Genomic DNA, 17,509 nt, shown 5'->3' with positions numbered 1-17,509 from the left:
ACTAATCGTTTTTATAAGCTAAACACTTTTGAAAACTAGCAATCAGCCAATTAACCGTGTGTGGTGATGTGTTCTTGAATCAAATCTAAGAATGGATCAGCGTACTTGTCGAGTTTGCGTTGACCAACGCCATTGACTGCCAGCATCTCGCCATAAGATGTGGGTAGGATTTCGGCCATATCAATCAACGTCGCATCACTGAATACCACATAAGGTGGCAAACCATCTTCATCTGCAATGGACTTACGCAGCTTGCGCAGTTTGGCAAACAACTTCTTATCGTAGTTCTTGCTGCTTAACTTATCGGACTTAGCATTACGCACCGCCGTATCTAAACGAGGTACAGCCAACTCCAAAGACATCTCACCACGCAGTAACGGGCGGGCTTCTTCTGTTAACTGTAATGTCGAGTTACGAGTGATGTTTTGGAACAACAAACCTTTGTGAATCAGCTGACGGAAGATACTGATCCAGTAATCATGACTATGGTCGCGGCCAATACCGTAGGTAGACAGCTTGTCGTGACCATTATCGCGTACACGGATGTTCTGCATACCGCGCATCACTTCGACCACATAGCCCATACCAAATGACTGATTAACGCGGTACACACAAGACAACGCCTTCTGCGCCTCTTGGGTCGCATCAAAGTGTTTTGGTGGATCTAAGCAGATATCGCAGTTGCCACATTGCTTCTCGCGATATTCGCCAAAGTAGTTCAACAGAACCTGACGACGACAGGTTTGCGCTTCGGCAAAGGCGCTCATCGCGTTCAGCTTGTGCATCTCAACTTGTTTTTGCGGGCCTTCTTCTTTCTCATCCAGCATACGACGCAACCAACCCATATCAGCAGGGTCAAACAACATCATCGCTTCAGCAGGCAAGCCATCGCGACCTGCACGGCCTGTCTCTTGATAGTAAGATTCGATGTTGCGTGGGATATCAAAGTGCACCACAAAGCGTACGTTGGGTTTATTGATGCCCATACCGAAGGCCACAGTCGCCACAACGATCTGAATATCATCACGTTGGAAAGCTTCTTGAACGTAAGCGCGTTCGTCGGTGTCCATGCCTGCATGATAACCCGCAGCGCGAATACCGTTATTGCACAGCTTCTCGGTCACCATTTCCACTTTCTTACGGCTACCACAATAGATGATGCCGCAATTGCCTTTCTGCGTTTCTAGGTAGCGAACCACCTGAGACACGGGTTTGTGCTTCTCAACGAGATTGTAGCGAATGTTAGGGCGGTCGAAGCTGCCTAAGTACGTGTGCGGCTCCACCAGTTGCAAACGCGAGATAATATCTTTGCGCGTCGCATCGTCAGCGGTTGCCGTCAGCGCCATATAAGGCACATGCGGGAAATACTGTTTAAGCTGACCTAGCAAAGCATATTCAGGACGGAAATCGTGTCCCCATTGAGAGATACAGTGCGCCTCATCCACCGCAATCATCGAAAGCGGCAAGCCTTGCAAGCGCTCGATGAAGTCACGCATCAACACACGCTCTGGCGAAGCATAAACCATCTTCAATTGGCCTGAGTTCATGCGGTTGAACACGCTCAACAGTTGATCGCGTGGCATCGATGAGTTTATGCACTCAGCCGCCACGCCATTGGCTTTCAATTGGTCAACTTGGTCTTTCATCAATGAAATGAGCGGTGAGATAACCAAAGTCAGCCCATCACGCACTAAAGCCGGGATCTGGTAACACAGAGACTTACCACCACCGGTTGGCATAATCACCAAGCTGTCTTTGCCTTCAACGGCTAGGTCTATGACCTCTTGCTGACCATCACGAAAGCTTTGATAACCAAAGACATCTTGTAAGATATCTTGCGCATCATTCGCGGGAGTTGGTGTTTGCTCAGCAATCAGAGTGGCGGTCATTGTGGTTCCTAATCAAGGTATAAAGTCAGCGTGCAGCATTGGCAAGCAAGGCGCACATTGTAGAGGGGAACGCTGGCGAATTAAACCGCAAATTGTTAGGTGAAAAGGGTTAACGCTCCTATACTGACCAACTCTCTTTATAAATCTTATTAATAAGCACTCAGTGCTAGAGAAAGTTACATGACACAAGACGACCAACAACGTACGCGACAGGGAATTTTGCTTGCCGTTGCCGCTTACACCATGTGGGGAATCGCTCCCATATATTTCAAATCTTTAAGTGAAGTATCCCCATTTGAGATTCTTAGCCACCGTGTAGTATGGTCTTTTTTCCTACTCGCTTTTCTACTGCACATGAGTCGTGGCTGGCGTAAGGTTCGAGACACCCTCACCTCCAAGCCCAAAATGCTTTATTTAGTCGCTACTTCGATTTTAGTGGGCGCCAACTGGCTTATTTTTATTTGGGCGGTGAATTCCAATCACATGCTCGATGCCAGCTTAGGCTATTACATCAACCCGCTGATTAACGTGTTACTCGGGATGTTCTTCCTTGGCGAACGCTTACGCAAACTTCAATGGTTTGCCGTTAGTCTTGCTGCGATTGGCGTGATAATTCAATTGATCGCGTTTGGCTCCGTGCCGATCGTTGCCATTGCCCTAGCCTTCAGTTTTGGTTTCTATGGCTTGTTACGTAAAAAGGTTAGCTTGGAAGCTCAAACTGGCTTATTCATAGAGACGCTGGTGATGCTGCCTATCGCTGCAACGTACTTATTGTTTATCGCAGACAGCGCAACGTCAGATTTCTCGATGAACCCAATGCAGCTCAATCTATTATTGGTTGCAGCAGGTGTGATCACCACGGTTCCATTGCTTTGTTTTACTGGCGCAGCAACCCGCTTGAAGCTATCGACACTCGGCTTCTTCCAGTACATCGGCCCCAGCTTAATGTTCTTGCTCGCAGTTCTGATTTACGGTGAAGCCTTTACTTCAGATAAAGCGATTACCTTCGCCTTTATTTGGGGCGCTCTGGTAATTTTCAGCTTTGATGGCCTACGTAACAACAAGAAGAACAAACGCGCTAAGCAGTAACACTGATCGTTTTTTACAAGACAATCCCTTAATACGAAGATAAGCTTGGTTGAATTGATGACTATTTGACCAAGCTTTTTTGTACCATGGATAAAGTCCACTACTACTCTACCCCAACAGAAGATATCAGCCTGATCCAAGCTCAGTACCAAGAGTTTGCCTTTCAGCGCCACTATCATTTGGACTTTCACATTGGCTTAATTACCCAAGGACAGCAGAAATTCGTCTATAAAGGGACGAGCCATAATGTTGGTGCTGGCCAAGTTGTTATCATGCCACCCGATGAACTGCATGATGGGCACTCCAAGCTCGATTCGGGTTATCAAGTCAGTGTGTTTGCGGTTTCTCCCCAATGGTTTCAAGATCTTGCCGATCCCAAGCAAAATGGTCACACATTAGGCTTTTCTGAGTTGATCCTCTCCGATCAAGCTGCATTTTCACAATTGCGCAACTTACACGGCCTATTAATCCATCAAAACATCAGCCAGCTCGCTCAAGATTGCTTACCTTTCGAAGGGTTCTCGACGATTGTCGATCGTTATGCGAAATTTGGATCGAAGAGTGACATCAAACTGGGTAATCAATCGATTGATACGCTAAAAGACTACTTGATGGCGAACTTGGATCAACCAGTGCGATTAGAACAATTGTCTGAGTTGTGTGGTTTAACCACGACTCAATTCCAACGCCATTTTAAAAACAGAATGGGCATTACGCCTTATGCATGGCTGAGCCGTTTACGTATGGAACAAAGCATGCGTCTGATTAAGTCTGGGATATGTGGTACCAAGGTCGCGCACCAAGTAGGCTTCTATGACCAAGCACACTTCTCTAAGGCTTTCAAAACCACGTTCGGTGTACCACCCTCACAAATCAACTAAGTGTTGATAATTTACAATTGCTCGATTTCAAATCACGGTAAGCTACGCTCAATACGATTACTTATTTAATAATAGCGGCAACGTTATTGAGAACTGACGATGAACGAAGTCACCATACTGATCACCCTAGCCTCTATCCACTTCATCGCTTTGATGAGCCCCGGCCCTGATTTTGCGTTAGTCGTGCAAAATGCGACGCGTCACGGACGCCAGACAGGCTTGTACATTGCGCTTGGTTTATCTTGCGGGATCTTGCTGCACTCATTGCTGAGCCTGACGGGAATCAGTTACCTAGTCCACCAACAACCCACATTATTTGCCATTATCCAACTAGCCGGCGGTAGCTACTTACTGTACTTAGGTTACGGAGCACTTAAAGCAACCTGGCAAATCATTCAGAACCACGATGATGATGCCGATACCGTCAATTCCAACGATCTGATTCTGACCAATAAGCGTCAGGCATTTTCGAAAGGGTTTGCGACCAATATTCTCAACCCAAAGGCTTTGGTGTTCTTTATCAGCTTGATGTCGAGCCTAGTGCCTGCCGACATGTCTCTGTCAGGTAAAGGCTTTGCGCTTATCATCCTATTTGGTCTGTCTCTGTTTTGGTTCTCACTACTGGCTTGGATGCTTTCGACTAAAGCATTGCAAAAGAAACTCAGCGAAGCAACGGTATACATCGATGGCTTATGTGGAGTGGTATTCAGCCTTATTGGCGTGAGTATTCTTTGGCAGTCGCTATCCGGTTTAATCGCTTAAATTCGAATCAATATTACAATTCGTTAACAACACTCTGGCTATCTCATCTTTCCACTGCCAATCTAGCTCTGCATATTAAAAGGAGAAGATCATGCAGTGGAAAACAAAACTAACAACCCTCGCCACTTTTACCCTACTTTTTGCCTCTCACGTCAGTTGGGCAAATCAAGCTGCCGATTCCGTCGCACCCGAACAAAGTAGTGGTTTAGAAACCAAACAACTCGTCAAAGCCAATGACTGGATGGTCACTGCGGCCAACCCATTAGCGACACAAGCTGGTGCTGATGTGCTTGCTCGTGGTGGTAACGCCATTGATGCCATGGTTGCCGTGCAGCTTATGCTTGGCTTAGTAGAACCTCAGTCATCAGGTATTGGTGGTGGTGCGTTCCTTGTTTATTTTGATGGCAAGGACAAGCAACTCAAAACCTACGATGGTCGTGAAACTGCACCACTTGATGCCACACCACGTCTATTCCAAGACGAAAACGGACAACCGCTTAAGTTTTACGATGCAGTGGTTGGTGGTCGCTCAGTTGCGACACCGGGCACGGTGCAATTGCTGTGGGACACTCACCAGAAGTACGGAAAATTAGAGTGGGCATCACTGATTAAACCTATCGCTCAGCTAGCTGAAGAAGGTTTCACTATTAGTCCACGTTTAGCTACCTTGATTGAAAATGACCAAGAGCGACTAAGCCGATTTGCGACAACTAAAGCCTACTTCTTCAATGCCGATGGCAGCCCGAAAACAGCGGGTACTCAACTTAAGAACCCAGAATACGCGGCAACGTTAAACGCTATTTCTAAGAACGGTGCTAAGGCCTTTTACCAAGGTGAGATCTCTACCGACATCATCAATACCGTGCAAACCGCGAAAGGTAACCCGGGCGTATTAGCACAGAAAGACTTCGACGCTTATTCAATTAAACAACGCGAACCGGTTTGTTCTGCTTATGAAAGCTACGATATTTGCGGAATGGGGCCACCAAGCTCTGGTGCGTTAACGGTCGGACAAATCCTTGCAATGACTGAGCAATTTGACCTCAAATCATGGGGGCCAAACGACGCGAAATCTTGGCAAGTGTTAGCAGACGCTTCTCGCCTAGCCTTTGCAGACCGTAGTATGTATATGGCCGATCAAGATTACGTGCCAATGCCAACCCAAGGGTTAGTCAATACTGACTATTTGCAGGAACGTGCTCAGTTAATTACCGCAGGCAAGGCATTAGAAAGCGCACCATCGGGCACGCCACCGTGGGATCATGCAATGCTGCAAAGCCAAGATGTTTCTATTGAATTGCCGTCCACCAGCCACTTCAATATTGTTGATAGCGATGGCAATGTCGTTTCGATGACCACCACCATTGAGAATGCCTTTGGCTCACGTTTGATGGTGAGAGGTTTCCTACTCAACAACGAACTGACAGATTTCTCATTCAAGACCCATAACGATGGTAAGCCTATCGCCAACCGACTTGAACCGGGTAAGCGTCCGCGCTCTTCAATGGCACCGACCATCATCATGCAAGACGATAAACCTTACATAGCGATTGGCTCTCCGGGAGGCAGCCGTATCATAGGTTATGTGGCACAAGCGATCATTGCTCATACCCAATGGGACATGGATATTCAGCAAGCCATCAATCAACCACACTTCCTAAACCGCTTCGGTACCTTAGATTTGGAAAAAGGAACATCAGCGGAAAACTTCAAACCTGAGCTAGAAAAGATGGGATTTGAGGTCAACGTTCGCGATCTTAACTCTGGTTTACACGCGATTCGCATCACAAAAGATGGTTTAGAAGGCGCTGCAGACCCTCGTCGTGAAGGTGCAGCCATTGGTCAGTAGGGAATAATCCTCCCTTTTTACTCGCTGCCTTGTGCGAGATCTCTCACAAGGCAGTGAGTAAATATCGATATTTGATGACGAAATTAGTCACCTAGATATCGTAACCAATTGAAATAAAACGATACGTACATTTATCATTCAAATAATTATATAGAAATTCGCTTATGCACCATTGCTGATAAATAAGGAATCGGTAATATGAATGGTGTCGGAAGGATGCTGACACGGAACAGGAAACGCCAAGGACTTGGTTATCTTCAGGATGAAGATTCGATTACTCAGGATGAATAATCGGCATGGATAGCGAAATGGACATTGAATGGACGCAATAGTAACTAGGATGGTTGCTACTAAGGAAAGACAATGGACACCTCTGGACGAGGAAAGGACTGAACATCAGGATGATGTAAAGGACACCGCTCAAGGAACAAGTGACGCGCGCTAACGAGGATTGTTGGCAGATCAGGATAAGATCAAGGACACCGCTAGGAAGGCGACGAAAGGAATACGCTGAAGGATAACAGCACACTATCATGGATTTGATGCATGGAGCACACTTAGTAGCCGGATTGCTGCGAGTAAGACTATAGACCCCGATGAGCGCAAGCTCTCGGGGTTTTTCTTTATCTGTCGTTTCACTTATTCCTCTCTCAAACAAATAAATCAAAGACCTTTAATTACAATTCTGACATTTAAAGCATTCACTTCTTAACCACTTCCGAGTAACGTAAGTCTCACTAGGCTCAACTAGTTTCATAACCATAATTAAACTAAGGACAAATTCATGTCACACGTTACCTTCAAAGGCGCTGCTGTACCACTAACAGGCACATTCCCACAAACTGGCGAACAAGCACCAAGCTTTGCACTGACTGCAGGCGACCTTTCTGAACTGACTCTTGCTTCTCTTGAAGGCAAGAAAGTGGTTCTAAACATCTTCCCAAGTATCGACACAGCAACTTGTGCAACGAGCGTACGTACGTTCAACGCAAAAGCAGCAGAACTTGAGAACACGGTTGTTGTTTGTATTTCTGCTGACCTACCGTTTGCTGCGGGCCGCTTCTGTGAACTAGAAGGCATTGAAGGCGTTCAACACGCTTCAACTTTCCGTTCTCCTGCATTCGCATCAGACTACGGCGTAGCGATCGCTGAAGGCCCACTATCAGGCCTAACAACACGTGCCGTTGTCGTTGTTGATGAAAAAGGTGTGGTGACACACAGCGAGTTGGTTGCAGAGATCACTGAAGAGCCAAACTACGAAGCGGCACTTGCAGCACTGTAAGTCTCACTTTGAGACAGCAATGTCTTCAGCTTGTATTAACTTAATTTAGGTCGGTACAAAGCAATAAAAAGAGCAGCCATTGGCTGCTCTTTCTGTTTTTTATACGGATTACTTTTCAATGCTGAATAGTTTCAGATATCGAACTGTTTTCTACATGCTGAAGTAGCAGATTACAACTGTTCTAAACGAGCATAAGCCGTTACTAACCACTTTATGCCTTCACCGTTAAACGCGACTTGAACTCGGCTCTGCGGGCCACTTCCCTCGAAGTTGATGATAGTGCCTTCACCAAACTTAGGGTGCTTAACGCGAGAACCCAAACTAAATCCTGTTTCGTTAAAGTTCTCTTTCACGGCGGTTTGGCTAAAGCGGCCACTGCTAGCAGGACGACTCACTTGCGCCTTCATACGCACTTCATCTAGACAGGTCTCTGGTAGCTCACGAATAAAGCGAGATGGCTTGTGATACTTGTCTTGACCGTACAAACGACGCATCTCGGCGTAAGTGATGTAGAGCTTCTCCATCGCACGGGTCATGCCGACGTAACACAGACGACGTTCTTCTTCTAAACGCCCCGCTTCTTCTGCCGACATCTGGCTTGGAAACATACCTTCTTCAACGCCAACCATGAATACCATTGGGAACTCTAGGCCTTTGGCACTGTGCAGAGTCATGAGCTGAACCGCATCATCAAATTCATCAGCCTGACCTTCACCCGCTTCCAAAGCCGCATGAGTCAAGAATGCCGTTAGCATGCTCATTTCATCCGCTTCTTCTGGTTTTTCAAACTGACGCGTTGCCGTTACCAATTCTTCCAAGTTCTCAATACGAGCCTTCGACTTTTCGCCTTTCTCTTGCTCGTACATCGCAAACAAGCCCGACGATTTGATCACGTGGTCGGTTTGCTCATGAAGTCTCAGTTCTATGGTGTCATCTTCAAGTGCATTGATAAGCTCAATAAAGCGGCTCAATGCACCCGCAGCACGACCGGGTAGTACTTGCTCTTCTATCAGAGCAACACTGGCTTCCCACATGGTTGCACCACGATCACGCGCTGCAAGACGAATTGTTTCTAACGTTTTATCACCCAAGCCACGAGTCGGCGTATTGACGACACGTTCGAATGCCGCATCATTGCTGCGGTTACTCATTAAGCGCAGGTAACTCAAAGCATCTCTGATTTCCTGACGCTCGAAGAATCGCATGCCACCGTAGATTCGGTAAGGGAGACCACCTTGGATCAAAGCTTCTTCAAGAACACGCGATTGGGCGTTATTACGATATAGCATTGCCGTATCTTCTAACGCACCGCCTTTCTCTTGCCACTCTTTGATTTTGCTAACCGTGAAACGTGCTTCATCTAACTCGTTATAAGCTGAGTACACAGAGATTGGCTCGCCATCGTTACCATCGGTCCACAGCTCTTTACCCATACGTTCGGTGTTGTTCGAGATAAGCTCGTTCGACGCCTGCAGAATGGTTTTGGTTGAACGGTAGTTTTGTTCAAGTCGAACCGTTGAAGCTCCTGGGAATTCATCCAAGAACTTCTGAATATTTTCGATTTTCGCGCCGCGCCAGCCATAGATAGATTGGTCATCATCACCCACGATCATCACGCGACAATCTGGGCCAGCCATCATGCGCAGCCAAGCGTATTGGATGTTGTTGGTATCTTGGAATTCGTCGACAAGGATATGCTTAAAGCGTGCTTGGTAGTGCTCTCGGATATGTTTCTTATCGCGTAATAGCTCATGCGATCTCAGCAAGATTTCCGCAAAGTCGACCAAGCCAGCACGGTCACATGCATCTTGGTAAGCAGAATAGATCTTTAACCACGTTTGAGTTATTGGATCATGGTAGGCGTCAATGTGACTTGGGCGTAATCCCTCGTCTTTCTTGCCATTGATCCACCAAGATGCTTGCTTGGCAGGCCACTGCTTTTCATCAAGATTTTGCGCCTTGATTAAGCGACGCAGCAAACGAATCTGATCATCAGAATCTATGATCTGGAAATCTTCTGGCAGTTTTGCATCTAGGTAGTGAGCACGAAGGATGCGGTGACAAATACCGTGGAAGGTGCCGTTCCACATGCCTGACGAACTACCCATCATCAACTCTTCAATACGACCACGCATTTCTGCTGCCGCTTTGTTGGTGAAGGTAACCGACATAATAGAGAACGGCGATGCTTGCTCTACACTTTGCAGCCAAGCGATGCGATGCACCAACACTCGCGTTTTACCACTGCCTGCACCTGCCAGAATAAGTAGGTTTTCTAAAGGTGCCGCGACCGCCTCACGTTGTTTATCGTTTAGGCCATCGAGTAAAAGCGAAGGATCTATCATTGGACATGCTCACTACTGGGTATTTATACATAAAAGTCGATTATAACCTAAACACTAGGCTGCGTTTAGGATAATAAGAAGAAAAAATAATCAAAAATTAACATCATAAAATCAGTTACTTAAAATATAACTCATCATTAATATTGATATTTCTTATAATGCCGTGAAATTATTTCCTGGTTGTTCCTATCCTTTTTAGTAAGCAAGTTAACAATTCATTAACCTGCGATATAAAAATACTATTAAGTCCTAGAGGGAATGACTATGAAAAATTCTAATCTTGCTGTTACAGCTGCAATCACAAGTGTACTAGCGTTCGGCGGTGCCGTTCTTACATCAGCACCTGCTGAAGCAGCGGCAAAAGAAAAATGCTACGGTGTGGCAAAAGCTGGCCAAAATGATTGTGCAACTAAAACAAGCTCATGTGCGGGTACAGCAAAAGAAGACAACCAATCCGATGCATTCGTGGTCGTTCCTAAAGGGCTATGTGGCAAATTATCAGGTGGTAACACTCAATCATCATAATTGAGCTGCTTAGTATGGTGAGCTGACACTCAGCTCACCTCCACTTCTTGTTAGGAGAATCGTTGTGACTCAAACTCTTCACCCCAACGCAGGGGTTGGCCTTAGAACACCGCACTTGGACTTCTTTAGCCAAAATCCAGCCTTAGTAAGTTGGTTAGAAGTTCACAGCGAGAACTACTTCTTAGCTCAATCACCGCAACGCCAACAACTCAGAGATATTCGTCACGCACACAACATCAGTTGTCACGGCGTTGGGTTGTCATTAGGTTCTGTTGAGCGCATCAATCAACATCATCTTGTGCAATTAAAAGAGCTCATTGATGATATCGAACCCTTCTTAGTTTCTGATCATCTCAGCTGGAGTCAGACTGGTGGTCATTACTTCAATGACTTGTTACCGCTGCCTTATACCGAAGAAGCGCTAGAGGTCTTTTGTCGCAATGTCATCGAGGTACAAGACAGCCTGCAACGCCCTATGCTGATTGAGAACCCATCGAGCTACCTTGCCTTCAAGCATTCAACCATCCCAGAGTGGGAATTTTTAGCCGAGGTACAAAAGCGCACTGATTGCCGACTGTTACTCGATTTCAATAATATTTTTGTCTCATCTTTCAATCATGGCTTCAGCTGTGAAGAGTATCTAAGTGGAATACCGGTAGACAAAGTTGAAGAGATTCACTTGGCAGGTTTCACTAAGAAGAAACTCGAACAAGGTGAGATCTGGATAGACACCCATAGTAAGCCAGTCTGCGATGAAGTGTGGCAACTTTACACCCAATGGATACAGCAACACGGTTCGCGCCATACCTTGATTGAGTGGGATCTAGATATCCCAGAGCCACAAGTTTTATTGTCTGAAGCAACCAAAGCCAGTGACATCTTGTATCAATACGACAAGTTCAACCAAAGGAGTCGCGCATCATGAGCCACTCCCTAGCAGATGTTCAGTTGGAGTTTGCTAACGCCCTACGCTACCAAAACAATGGTGAGCATTGCGACATAGTGAGCGACCATTTTACTGATGAACAGCGCATCCAGATTTATCGCAATAACTTTGTGATTAGCTTGAGTGAGGTACTCGCTGCAACCTACCCACTCACTGAAATGCTGGTTGGTGAAGAGTGCTTCCAACAAATGGCTCGTCAACATGTCTTAAGTTATCCATCAACCTCTGGTGATGTCAGTGGTTACGGTGAACACTTTGAACAAACCATACAAGCCTTTCCTGCCGTTATTGAGGCTGCACCTTACCTCTGTGAAGTGGCTTTGTATGAATGGCAAAAAGACAGCTTGATGAGGTACGTTTCAGAATCAAAAGCCGGCCAACGTCCTCTTGCTGGTTTAGCTGATGTGCCACCAGAGCAACAAGGCGCTTTAGTCTTTCATCTCAAAGATTCAATAACGCTCATTAATTCTAACTATACGATTATCGCGCTTGAACACGCTATCTATCAGCAACAACTCGATGGGTTAGACATCAACCAACCTGAATTTGGGGTGTTAATTCGAGCGGAGAATTCTCAGATTGAGAGTCATCACTTGAGTGAAGAATGCCATCAACTACTTCGCGAATTTCAATCAAGCCAAACGCTCGTAGCGATAAACCCTTCATTACTACAACATCTGAATACTGTCATGGCGCTTAACGTCATCTCAGGCTTTTCAATCAATGCCGAATTGGAGACATAATATGGATAACAACACAGTCACAAACATGATGGCTCAATACGACAGTTTGATTGAGAAATCACAAGCACTCTTTGTTCCGGTGCTACTGCTATTTTGTCGCCTATGGGTGGCGTGGGTATTCTTTAATTCTGGCCTCACCAAGATAGCGACTTGGGATAGCACCCTTTACTTGTTTGAGTTGGAATACCAAGTGCCGCTGCTACCTTGGGAGTTAGCCGCCTACATGGGCACCGCAGCTGAATTGATTCTGCCGGTATTCTTAGCGCTTGGTTTATTAACACGACCTATGGCAGCGGTGCTGTTCGTGTTCAATATCATTGCAGTCGTGTCTTACCCAGTATTATGGGCGCAAGGCTTCTATGATCATCAGTTGTGGGGGTTGATGATTCTTATCGTTGTCGTGTGGGGCGCCGGGCCATTCTCACTTGATAGAATCTTAAAAGCGCAATTCAAAAGCTAAACCTCTTTTCCATGGTCTCTAAATTTACATAGGTCCAAAACGCAAAAAACCACTCAATTGAGTGGTTTCTTTTTATCTGGAATAAACTACTTGTTTAGAAAAGCTTGTAGCTCTTCAGCAGAGATTCCTTGCTCGGCTAGCTCTTTTGCTAGTAGCTGAACCTGCTCACCCTTACGAGACTCTACCACACGCTGAAATTGGTAAATGATGTCTCGCAAAGTATCGATTGGAACTTGTTTTGCCGCACTGCGAATACGCTCTTCACTTTGGTTTCCTAGCTCTTTAAGCAATTTACCAAACATGACCTTTTCAGGTGCATCTTCCATTTGTTCTAAGATGCGCGCCATTTCGTAGGTTGTTAATGACATTACAGTATTTTCCGTTGGGGACTAACGTTTCAATGAGTGACAAATATACCATGTTTTAACGTTTCGCAAACCGCCATTTGTATATTTTGTCACCCTTGAGACTTATGCCTTAGCAAACGTCGTGTGCCACGACTTACCTGCTTTGCTCGCAAGCACTAACAATGCTGGAACAATCAGGAACATTTGTAGCGCAATCATCACTTGTGATGTTAAATCAAGGCGCTGCATGGTACCAACCAGTAAACCTGAGCCACTCATTTGGAACAAACCAAGCAATGCAGCTGCGGTACCCGCACGGTCACCGAAAGGTTCAAGTGCCTTACCGGCTGCGGCACCAAGAATCCAAGCGAAGCCAACTGAAGATAGGAAAATCGGTAGCATGAATGCGATCGCGCTAGCATGCTCAGCAAGAAGCAACATAACCACACCCGCTAAGCCAAGCGTTGAAATACCGACAACCAATGCTTTGTAAGTACCAAAACGGTCCATAAACTTCGGCGCAGTGAATGCAGCTGTGATGTTGATAACCGCGTTGATACCAAACCAGAACGTAAACTCATTCATGGTCAGGCCTAGGTTTTCCATCAGCACAACAGGTGCAGAGGTAACGTAAGCCAGGATTACTGCCATTGCCATCAAGCACAATGTCGCATGGAAGATGAATGATGGTGTTTTCAATACCGACCAGTAACGCTCAAGTTTGAACACCGCGACCTTTTCTGTCGCTGGATTAGACTCTTTCATTTGGAAAAACAAAATGGTGCCAACCACGACAGCGAACACAGCCATGAAGCTGAAGTTCGAGCGCCAGCCAAACTGTTGAGTCAACCACGCACCAAGAATCGGTGCTAATGCAGGAATAAAGCAAATGGCACCATTAAGGTAACTGATCATACGGCCACTCTTCTCAGGGCCAAATAGATCGCGAACCGTCGCAAAGGCTGCTACAGAAGTCGCACAAGCTCCTAAGCCTTGTAGCAGCCGAGCTATTAGCATCATATCAATCGATTGAGCTGCCCACGCCAAGCAAGCACTCAATGCATAGATACTAACACCTCCCAATGCAACGGTTCGACGTCCTAGCTTATCAGCCAAAGGGCCTGCAAATAATTGCCCGACACCCATGGCGAATAAAAACCAAGTAATCGTATCTTGTGCTAGTGCGTGTTCCACGTGAAACGCTGTTGAAATTTGTGGCAGAGCTGGAAGATAAATATCTATAGCCAGAGGGCTAAATAGAACCAGCATTGCCAATAAAGCAACCTGCAGTTTACTAGGGGTTGGAAGCGCGTTAGAAGGCACAAGATTCTCCGAATGAGTTAATTTAGGTGCATAATAACCAACTAAAGATATGAACAAAAATGGCATATACTCATTAGCATTATTCCAAATAGGAAACTCACATGAATATCGAGAAACTATCACGCCTCGACCTCAATCTATTGGTTTGCTTACAGGTGCTGATGGAAGAGCTGAGTGTCACTCGCACCGCACACCGATTATGCTTGAGCCAATCAGCGGTAAGTAAGTCGCTAGCCAAGCTTCGTGAACAATTTAATGACCCCCTTTTTACGCGAAGTGCTCATGGCCTACGACCAACACCGAAAGCTGTGTTCCTCAAGCCTCGGTTAGAAACGTTGATCAACCAACTTGATGTACTTACCCAGCCTGAGACATTCATTCCCAACAACAGTGACCATAGCTTTCACATTGCTGCCGTTGAAAGTGTGTACCCACTGATTCTTCCTCATTTCTTACCGGCGATATTTCGACAAGCACCTAAGGTCAATATCAACACCCACGCGTGGACAGAACAAACCTTTAAGAAGCTGCAACTTGGCGAACTAGATATCGGACTCACTGGCAAAGACATCGACATCAACGATGCGCGTTTAACTATGCTGCCGCCAGACGACATTTGCGAACAAGAGATCTACCGCGATGCACAGATGTGTGTACTAAGACGCAACCACCCTGCTCTGAGTGGTAAATGGGATCTGGAAACCTACCTTGCGCAGCGTCATGTACAAGTAAGGTGTGATGGTAACGACCGCTGGCTGCTCGACTACAAACTGGCTGATCTTGGCCATCAACGTGATATCGCTATTTCTGTTCCAGACTTCAATAGCGCCGCAAGTCTGTGTACTTACACCGACTTTGTGTTTACCGCACCAAGCCACTTTACTTACCTCGTCGCCAAGCAACTCGACTTAGTGGTTGTCCCTTTACCAATGGAATTCCCACCGATGGCATACACTCTGTTTTGGCACCGTGACAGAGAAAATGACCCAGCCTTAACTTGGTTGCGAGATATCATCAAAGAAAAAACTCTGCACCTTAGATAAAAATGGCGTACAGCGTTTGCAGCAAACGAACAAAAGCGCTAGCTTATTGACCTAATAAGTCCCCTCGCATGTATATCGACTGTGAGTGTTAACAAGGGCCCTAACAATAAGGATAAAAACAGATGCACAATATCACTGCTGAACGCGTTGCTGCGGTTCGAGCTTGGCTTGAAACAAGCAACCTAGATGCCGTTATCATTCCACATGAAGACGAATATCTAGGTGAATACGTTCCCGCTCATAACGAGCGACTTCACTGGTTAACAGGTTTCACTGGCTCTGCAGGTGCCGCTGTTATCACTCGTGAAACTGCTGCTATTTTTGTTGATGGTCGCTACACCGTTCAGGTTCGTAAGCAAGTACCAGCAGAGTTATTTGAGTATCGCCACCTTATTGAAGAACCGGCTTTAGATTGGATCATCAATTCATTGCCACAAGGCAGCAAGGTTGCATTCGACCCACGCATGCACACCGCCGCTTGGTTGAAAGGTGCACAAGTAAAACTAGAAGAGAAAGTTGAGTTAACGACACTCTCTTCTAATCCAATTGATGAACTTTGGTCTGATCGCCCTGAACCTGTAGTGTCTGATGTTCGCCTAATGGCAACAGACGCAGTTGGCCAATCAAGTGAAAGCAAACGTGCGGAGATTGCTGGTTTACTAAAAGCAAAAGGTGCGGACGCCGCTATCCTTACCGAGCTAGACTCAATCTGTTGGTTGCTTAACATTCGTGGCTTGGACGTATCTCGCCTACCTGTCGTGTTATCTAATGCCATCATCCACGCCGATGAAAGCGTCGATTTCTTCCTAGACCCAGCACGCATCCCAGCAGGCTTTGAAGCACACGTTGGTAATGGTATTCGAGTTTCTCACCCATCAGAGCTTGAAGCACGCCTTCAGTCTCTAGAAGGTAACAATGTATCTGTCGATTCAGGCACGAGCAATGCTTGGTACACGCTTGTTCTACAAAACGCTGGCGCTCACATCATTGAAGCAGCAGACCCATGCCTAATGCCAAAAGCTGCTAAAAACGCAACTGAGATTGCAGGTATGAAAGCGTGTCACATTCGAGATGGCGTGGCGATGGCGAAATTCCTGTCTTGGATTGATGCAGAAGTCGCGCAAGGTAACCTGCACAACGAAGCTGTACTAGCAGACAAAGTACAATCATTCCGCGAGCAAGACCTAACGCTGATGGACTTAAGTTTTGACACAATTTCAGCAGCAGGTGGCAACGCTGCAATGTGTCACTACAACCATGAGAATCAACCTGAACCAGGTCAGTTAGAGATGAATACTCTATACCTAGTCGATTCAGGCGGTCAGTATTTAGATGGCACAACGGACATCACTCGTACTATCGCGATTGGTCAGCCAAGCGACGAAATGATCCAGCAGTTCACATTAGCGCTTAAAGGCCACATTGGCATTGCACGTGCGCGTTTCCCACAAGGTACTCGTGGTTTCCAACTTGATATCCTAGCGCGTCAGCACTTATGGGCAGAAGGCTTCGATTACGATCATGGTACTGGTCACGGTGTTGGTCACTTCCTAAGTGTTCATGAAGGCCCACAAAGCATCTCTAAGAAGCTTATCGACGTACCTCTTGTTGAAGGCATGGTGTTATCAAACGAGCCGGGTTACTACCGTGCTGATGAGTTTGGTATCCGTATCGAGAACCTAGAATTGGTAGTTGAGCTTCCAACTCAAGGTGATTTTTCAGTACTAACGTTTGAGTCGCTAACTCGTTGCCCTATCGATAAGCGCAACATCAATGTTGATTTGCTAACACGACCTGAACTGGCGTGGCTGAACGACTACCATCAGAAGGTATGGAACGACGTTAGCCCATTAGTTGAAGGTGATACATTGGAATGGTTACGCCAATCGACAACTCCATTGGCTCACGCTTAATGCTTCGCTAAGCTATTAACTGAACCAACACGAGCTTGCGAGGTTAATAAGTTAAATAGCAAATAGCAAAACGGCTACCCTTGGGTAGCCGTTTTTATTTGCCTGTATCATT

At 46.1% G+C, this 17,509-nt stretch carries 15 protein-coding genes; 11 read left to right on the top strand and 4 right to left on the bottom strand.

The annotated features are described in order from the left end of the window. Nucleotides 1–50 precede the first annotated feature (50 nt). Nucleotides 51–1,889 (bottom strand): ATP-dependent DNA helicase RecQ, encoded by a 1,839-nt coding sequence (gene recQ, locus AB6D80_RS10370; RefSeq protein WP_009848191.1) that lies wholly within the window; start codon nt 1,887–1,889, stop codon nt 51–53. 180 nt (nt 1,890–2,069) lie between these two features. Between recQ and rarD the strand changes: the two genes are divergently transcribed. The 5 genes from rarD to tpx all read left to right on the top strand — a co-directional run bounded on the left by rarD (nt 2,070) and on the right by tpx (nt 7,752). Beyond that, nucleotides 2,070–2,978: an EamA family transporter RarD gene (gene rarD / locus AB6D80_RS10365; RefSeq protein ID WP_017103322.1), complete on the top strand. Its 909-nt coding sequence runs from the start codon at nt 2,070–2,072 to the stop codon at nt 2,976–2,978. A gap of 86 nt (nt 2,979–3,064) precedes the next feature. Further along, entirely contained in the window at nt 3,065–3,859 is a 795-nt protein-coding gene (locus AB6D80_RS10360; RefSeq protein ID WP_017081539.1) for an AraC family transcriptional regulator, read from the top strand. 99 nt (nt 3,860–3,958) lie between these two features. Beyond that, entirely contained in the window at nt 3,959–4,621 is a 663-nt protein-coding gene (locus AB6D80_RS10355) for a LysE family translocator (protein WP_004736644.1), read from the top strand. A 91-nt stretch (nt 4,622–4,712) separates the two neighbouring features. Continuing rightward, nucleotides 4,713–6,470, top strand: a complete 1,758-nt coding sequence (gene ggt / locus AB6D80_RS10350; RefSeq protein WP_371708173.1) for a gamma-glutamyltransferase — start codon at nt 4,713–4,715, stop codon at nt 6,468–6,470. Nucleotides 6,471–7,254: 784 nt separating this feature from the next. Beyond that, nucleotides 7,255–7,752, top strand: a complete 498-nt coding sequence (gene tpx / locus AB6D80_RS10345) for a thiol peroxidase (RefSeq protein ID WP_050635162.1) — start codon at nt 7,255–7,257, stop codon at nt 7,750–7,752. A gap of 170 nt (nt 7,753–7,922) precedes the next feature. Here tpx and uvrD read toward each other — a convergent pair whose 3' ends face one another. Further along, nucleotides 7,923–10,097 (bottom strand): DNA helicase II, encoded by a 2,175-nt coding sequence (uvrD, locus tag AB6D80_RS10340; protein WP_371708170.1) that lies wholly within the window; start codon nt 10,095–10,097, stop codon nt 7,923–7,925. Nucleotides 10,098–10,361: 264 nt separating this feature from the next. Here uvrD and AB6D80_RS10335 point away from each other — a divergent pair, with 264 nt between their 5' ends. The 4 genes from AB6D80_RS10335 (at nt 10,362) to AB6D80_RS10320 (ending at nt 12,771) form a co-directional block, all read left to right on the top strand. Further along, entirely contained in the window at nt 10,362–10,622 is a 261-nt protein-coding gene (locus tag AB6D80_RS10335) for a DUF2282 domain-containing protein (protein ID WP_004736650.1), read from the top strand. A gap of 64 nt (nt 10,623–10,686) precedes the next feature. Further along, nucleotides 10,687–11,547 (top strand): DUF692 domain-containing protein, encoded by an 861-nt coding sequence (locus AB6D80_RS10330; RefSeq protein WP_372188438.1) that lies wholly within the window; start codon nt 10,687–10,689, stop codon nt 11,545–11,547. Beyond that, nucleotides 11,544–12,311: a DNA-binding domain-containing protein gene (locus AB6D80_RS10325; protein WP_371995784.1), complete on the top strand. Its 768-nt coding sequence runs from the start codon at nt 11,544–11,546 to the stop codon at nt 12,309–12,311. Before AB6D80_RS10330 ends, AB6D80_RS10325 begins: the two co-directional genes overlap by 4 nt. Before the next feature lies 1 nt (nt 12,312). Then, nucleotides 12,313–12,771 carry a DoxX family protein gene (locus AB6D80_RS10320; protein WP_108118447.1) on the top strand — a complete coding sequence of 153 codons (459 nt, stop codon included), beginning with the start codon at nt 12,313–12,315 and terminating at the stop codon, nt 12,769–12,771. An 86-nt stretch (nt 12,772–12,857) separates the two neighbouring features. Here AB6D80_RS10320 and AB6D80_RS10315 read toward each other — a convergent pair whose 3' ends face one another. Both AB6D80_RS10315 and AB6D80_RS10310 read right to left on the bottom strand, forming a co-directional pair. Next, nucleotides 12,858–13,139: a hypothetical protein gene (locus AB6D80_RS10315; RefSeq protein ID WP_004736654.1), complete on the bottom strand. Its 282-nt coding sequence runs from the start codon at nt 13,137–13,139 to the stop codon at nt 12,858–12,860. A gap of 102 nt (nt 13,140–13,241) precedes the next feature. Continuing rightward, nucleotides 13,242–14,441 carry a multidrug effflux MFS transporter gene (locus AB6D80_RS10310; protein WP_371695927.1) on the bottom strand — a complete coding sequence of 400 codons (1,200 nt, stop codon included), beginning with the start codon at nt 14,439–14,441 and terminating at the stop codon, nt 13,242–13,244. A 101-nt stretch (nt 14,442–14,542) separates the two neighbouring features. On the opposite strand from AB6D80_RS10310, the gene AB6D80_RS10305 reads away from it, so the two are divergent. Together AB6D80_RS10305 and AB6D80_RS10300 are read left to right on the top strand one after the other, a co-directional pair. Beyond that, a complete protein-coding gene (locus AB6D80_RS10305; RefSeq protein WP_012605070.1) occupies nt 14,543–15,484 on the top strand; it encodes a LysR family transcriptional regulator in 942 nt (313 codons plus the stop codon). A gap of 122 nt (nt 15,485–15,606) precedes the next feature. Next, nucleotides 15,607–17,397: an aminopeptidase P family protein gene (locus AB6D80_RS10300; protein WP_371695928.1), complete on the top strand. Its 1,791-nt coding sequence runs from the start codon at nt 15,607–15,609 to the stop codon at nt 17,395–17,397. Nucleotides 17,398–17,509 lie beyond the last annotated feature (112 nt).

Source organism: Vibrio sp. 10N.247.310.17, assembly GCF_041466605.1.
Lineage (GTDB): Bacteria > Pseudomonadota > Gammaproteobacteria > Enterobacterales > Vibrionaceae > Vibrio > Vibrio tasmaniensis_A.
Note: the sequence above shows the minus strand (reverse complement) of the source record. Positions and strands in the feature narration are given on the sequence as shown.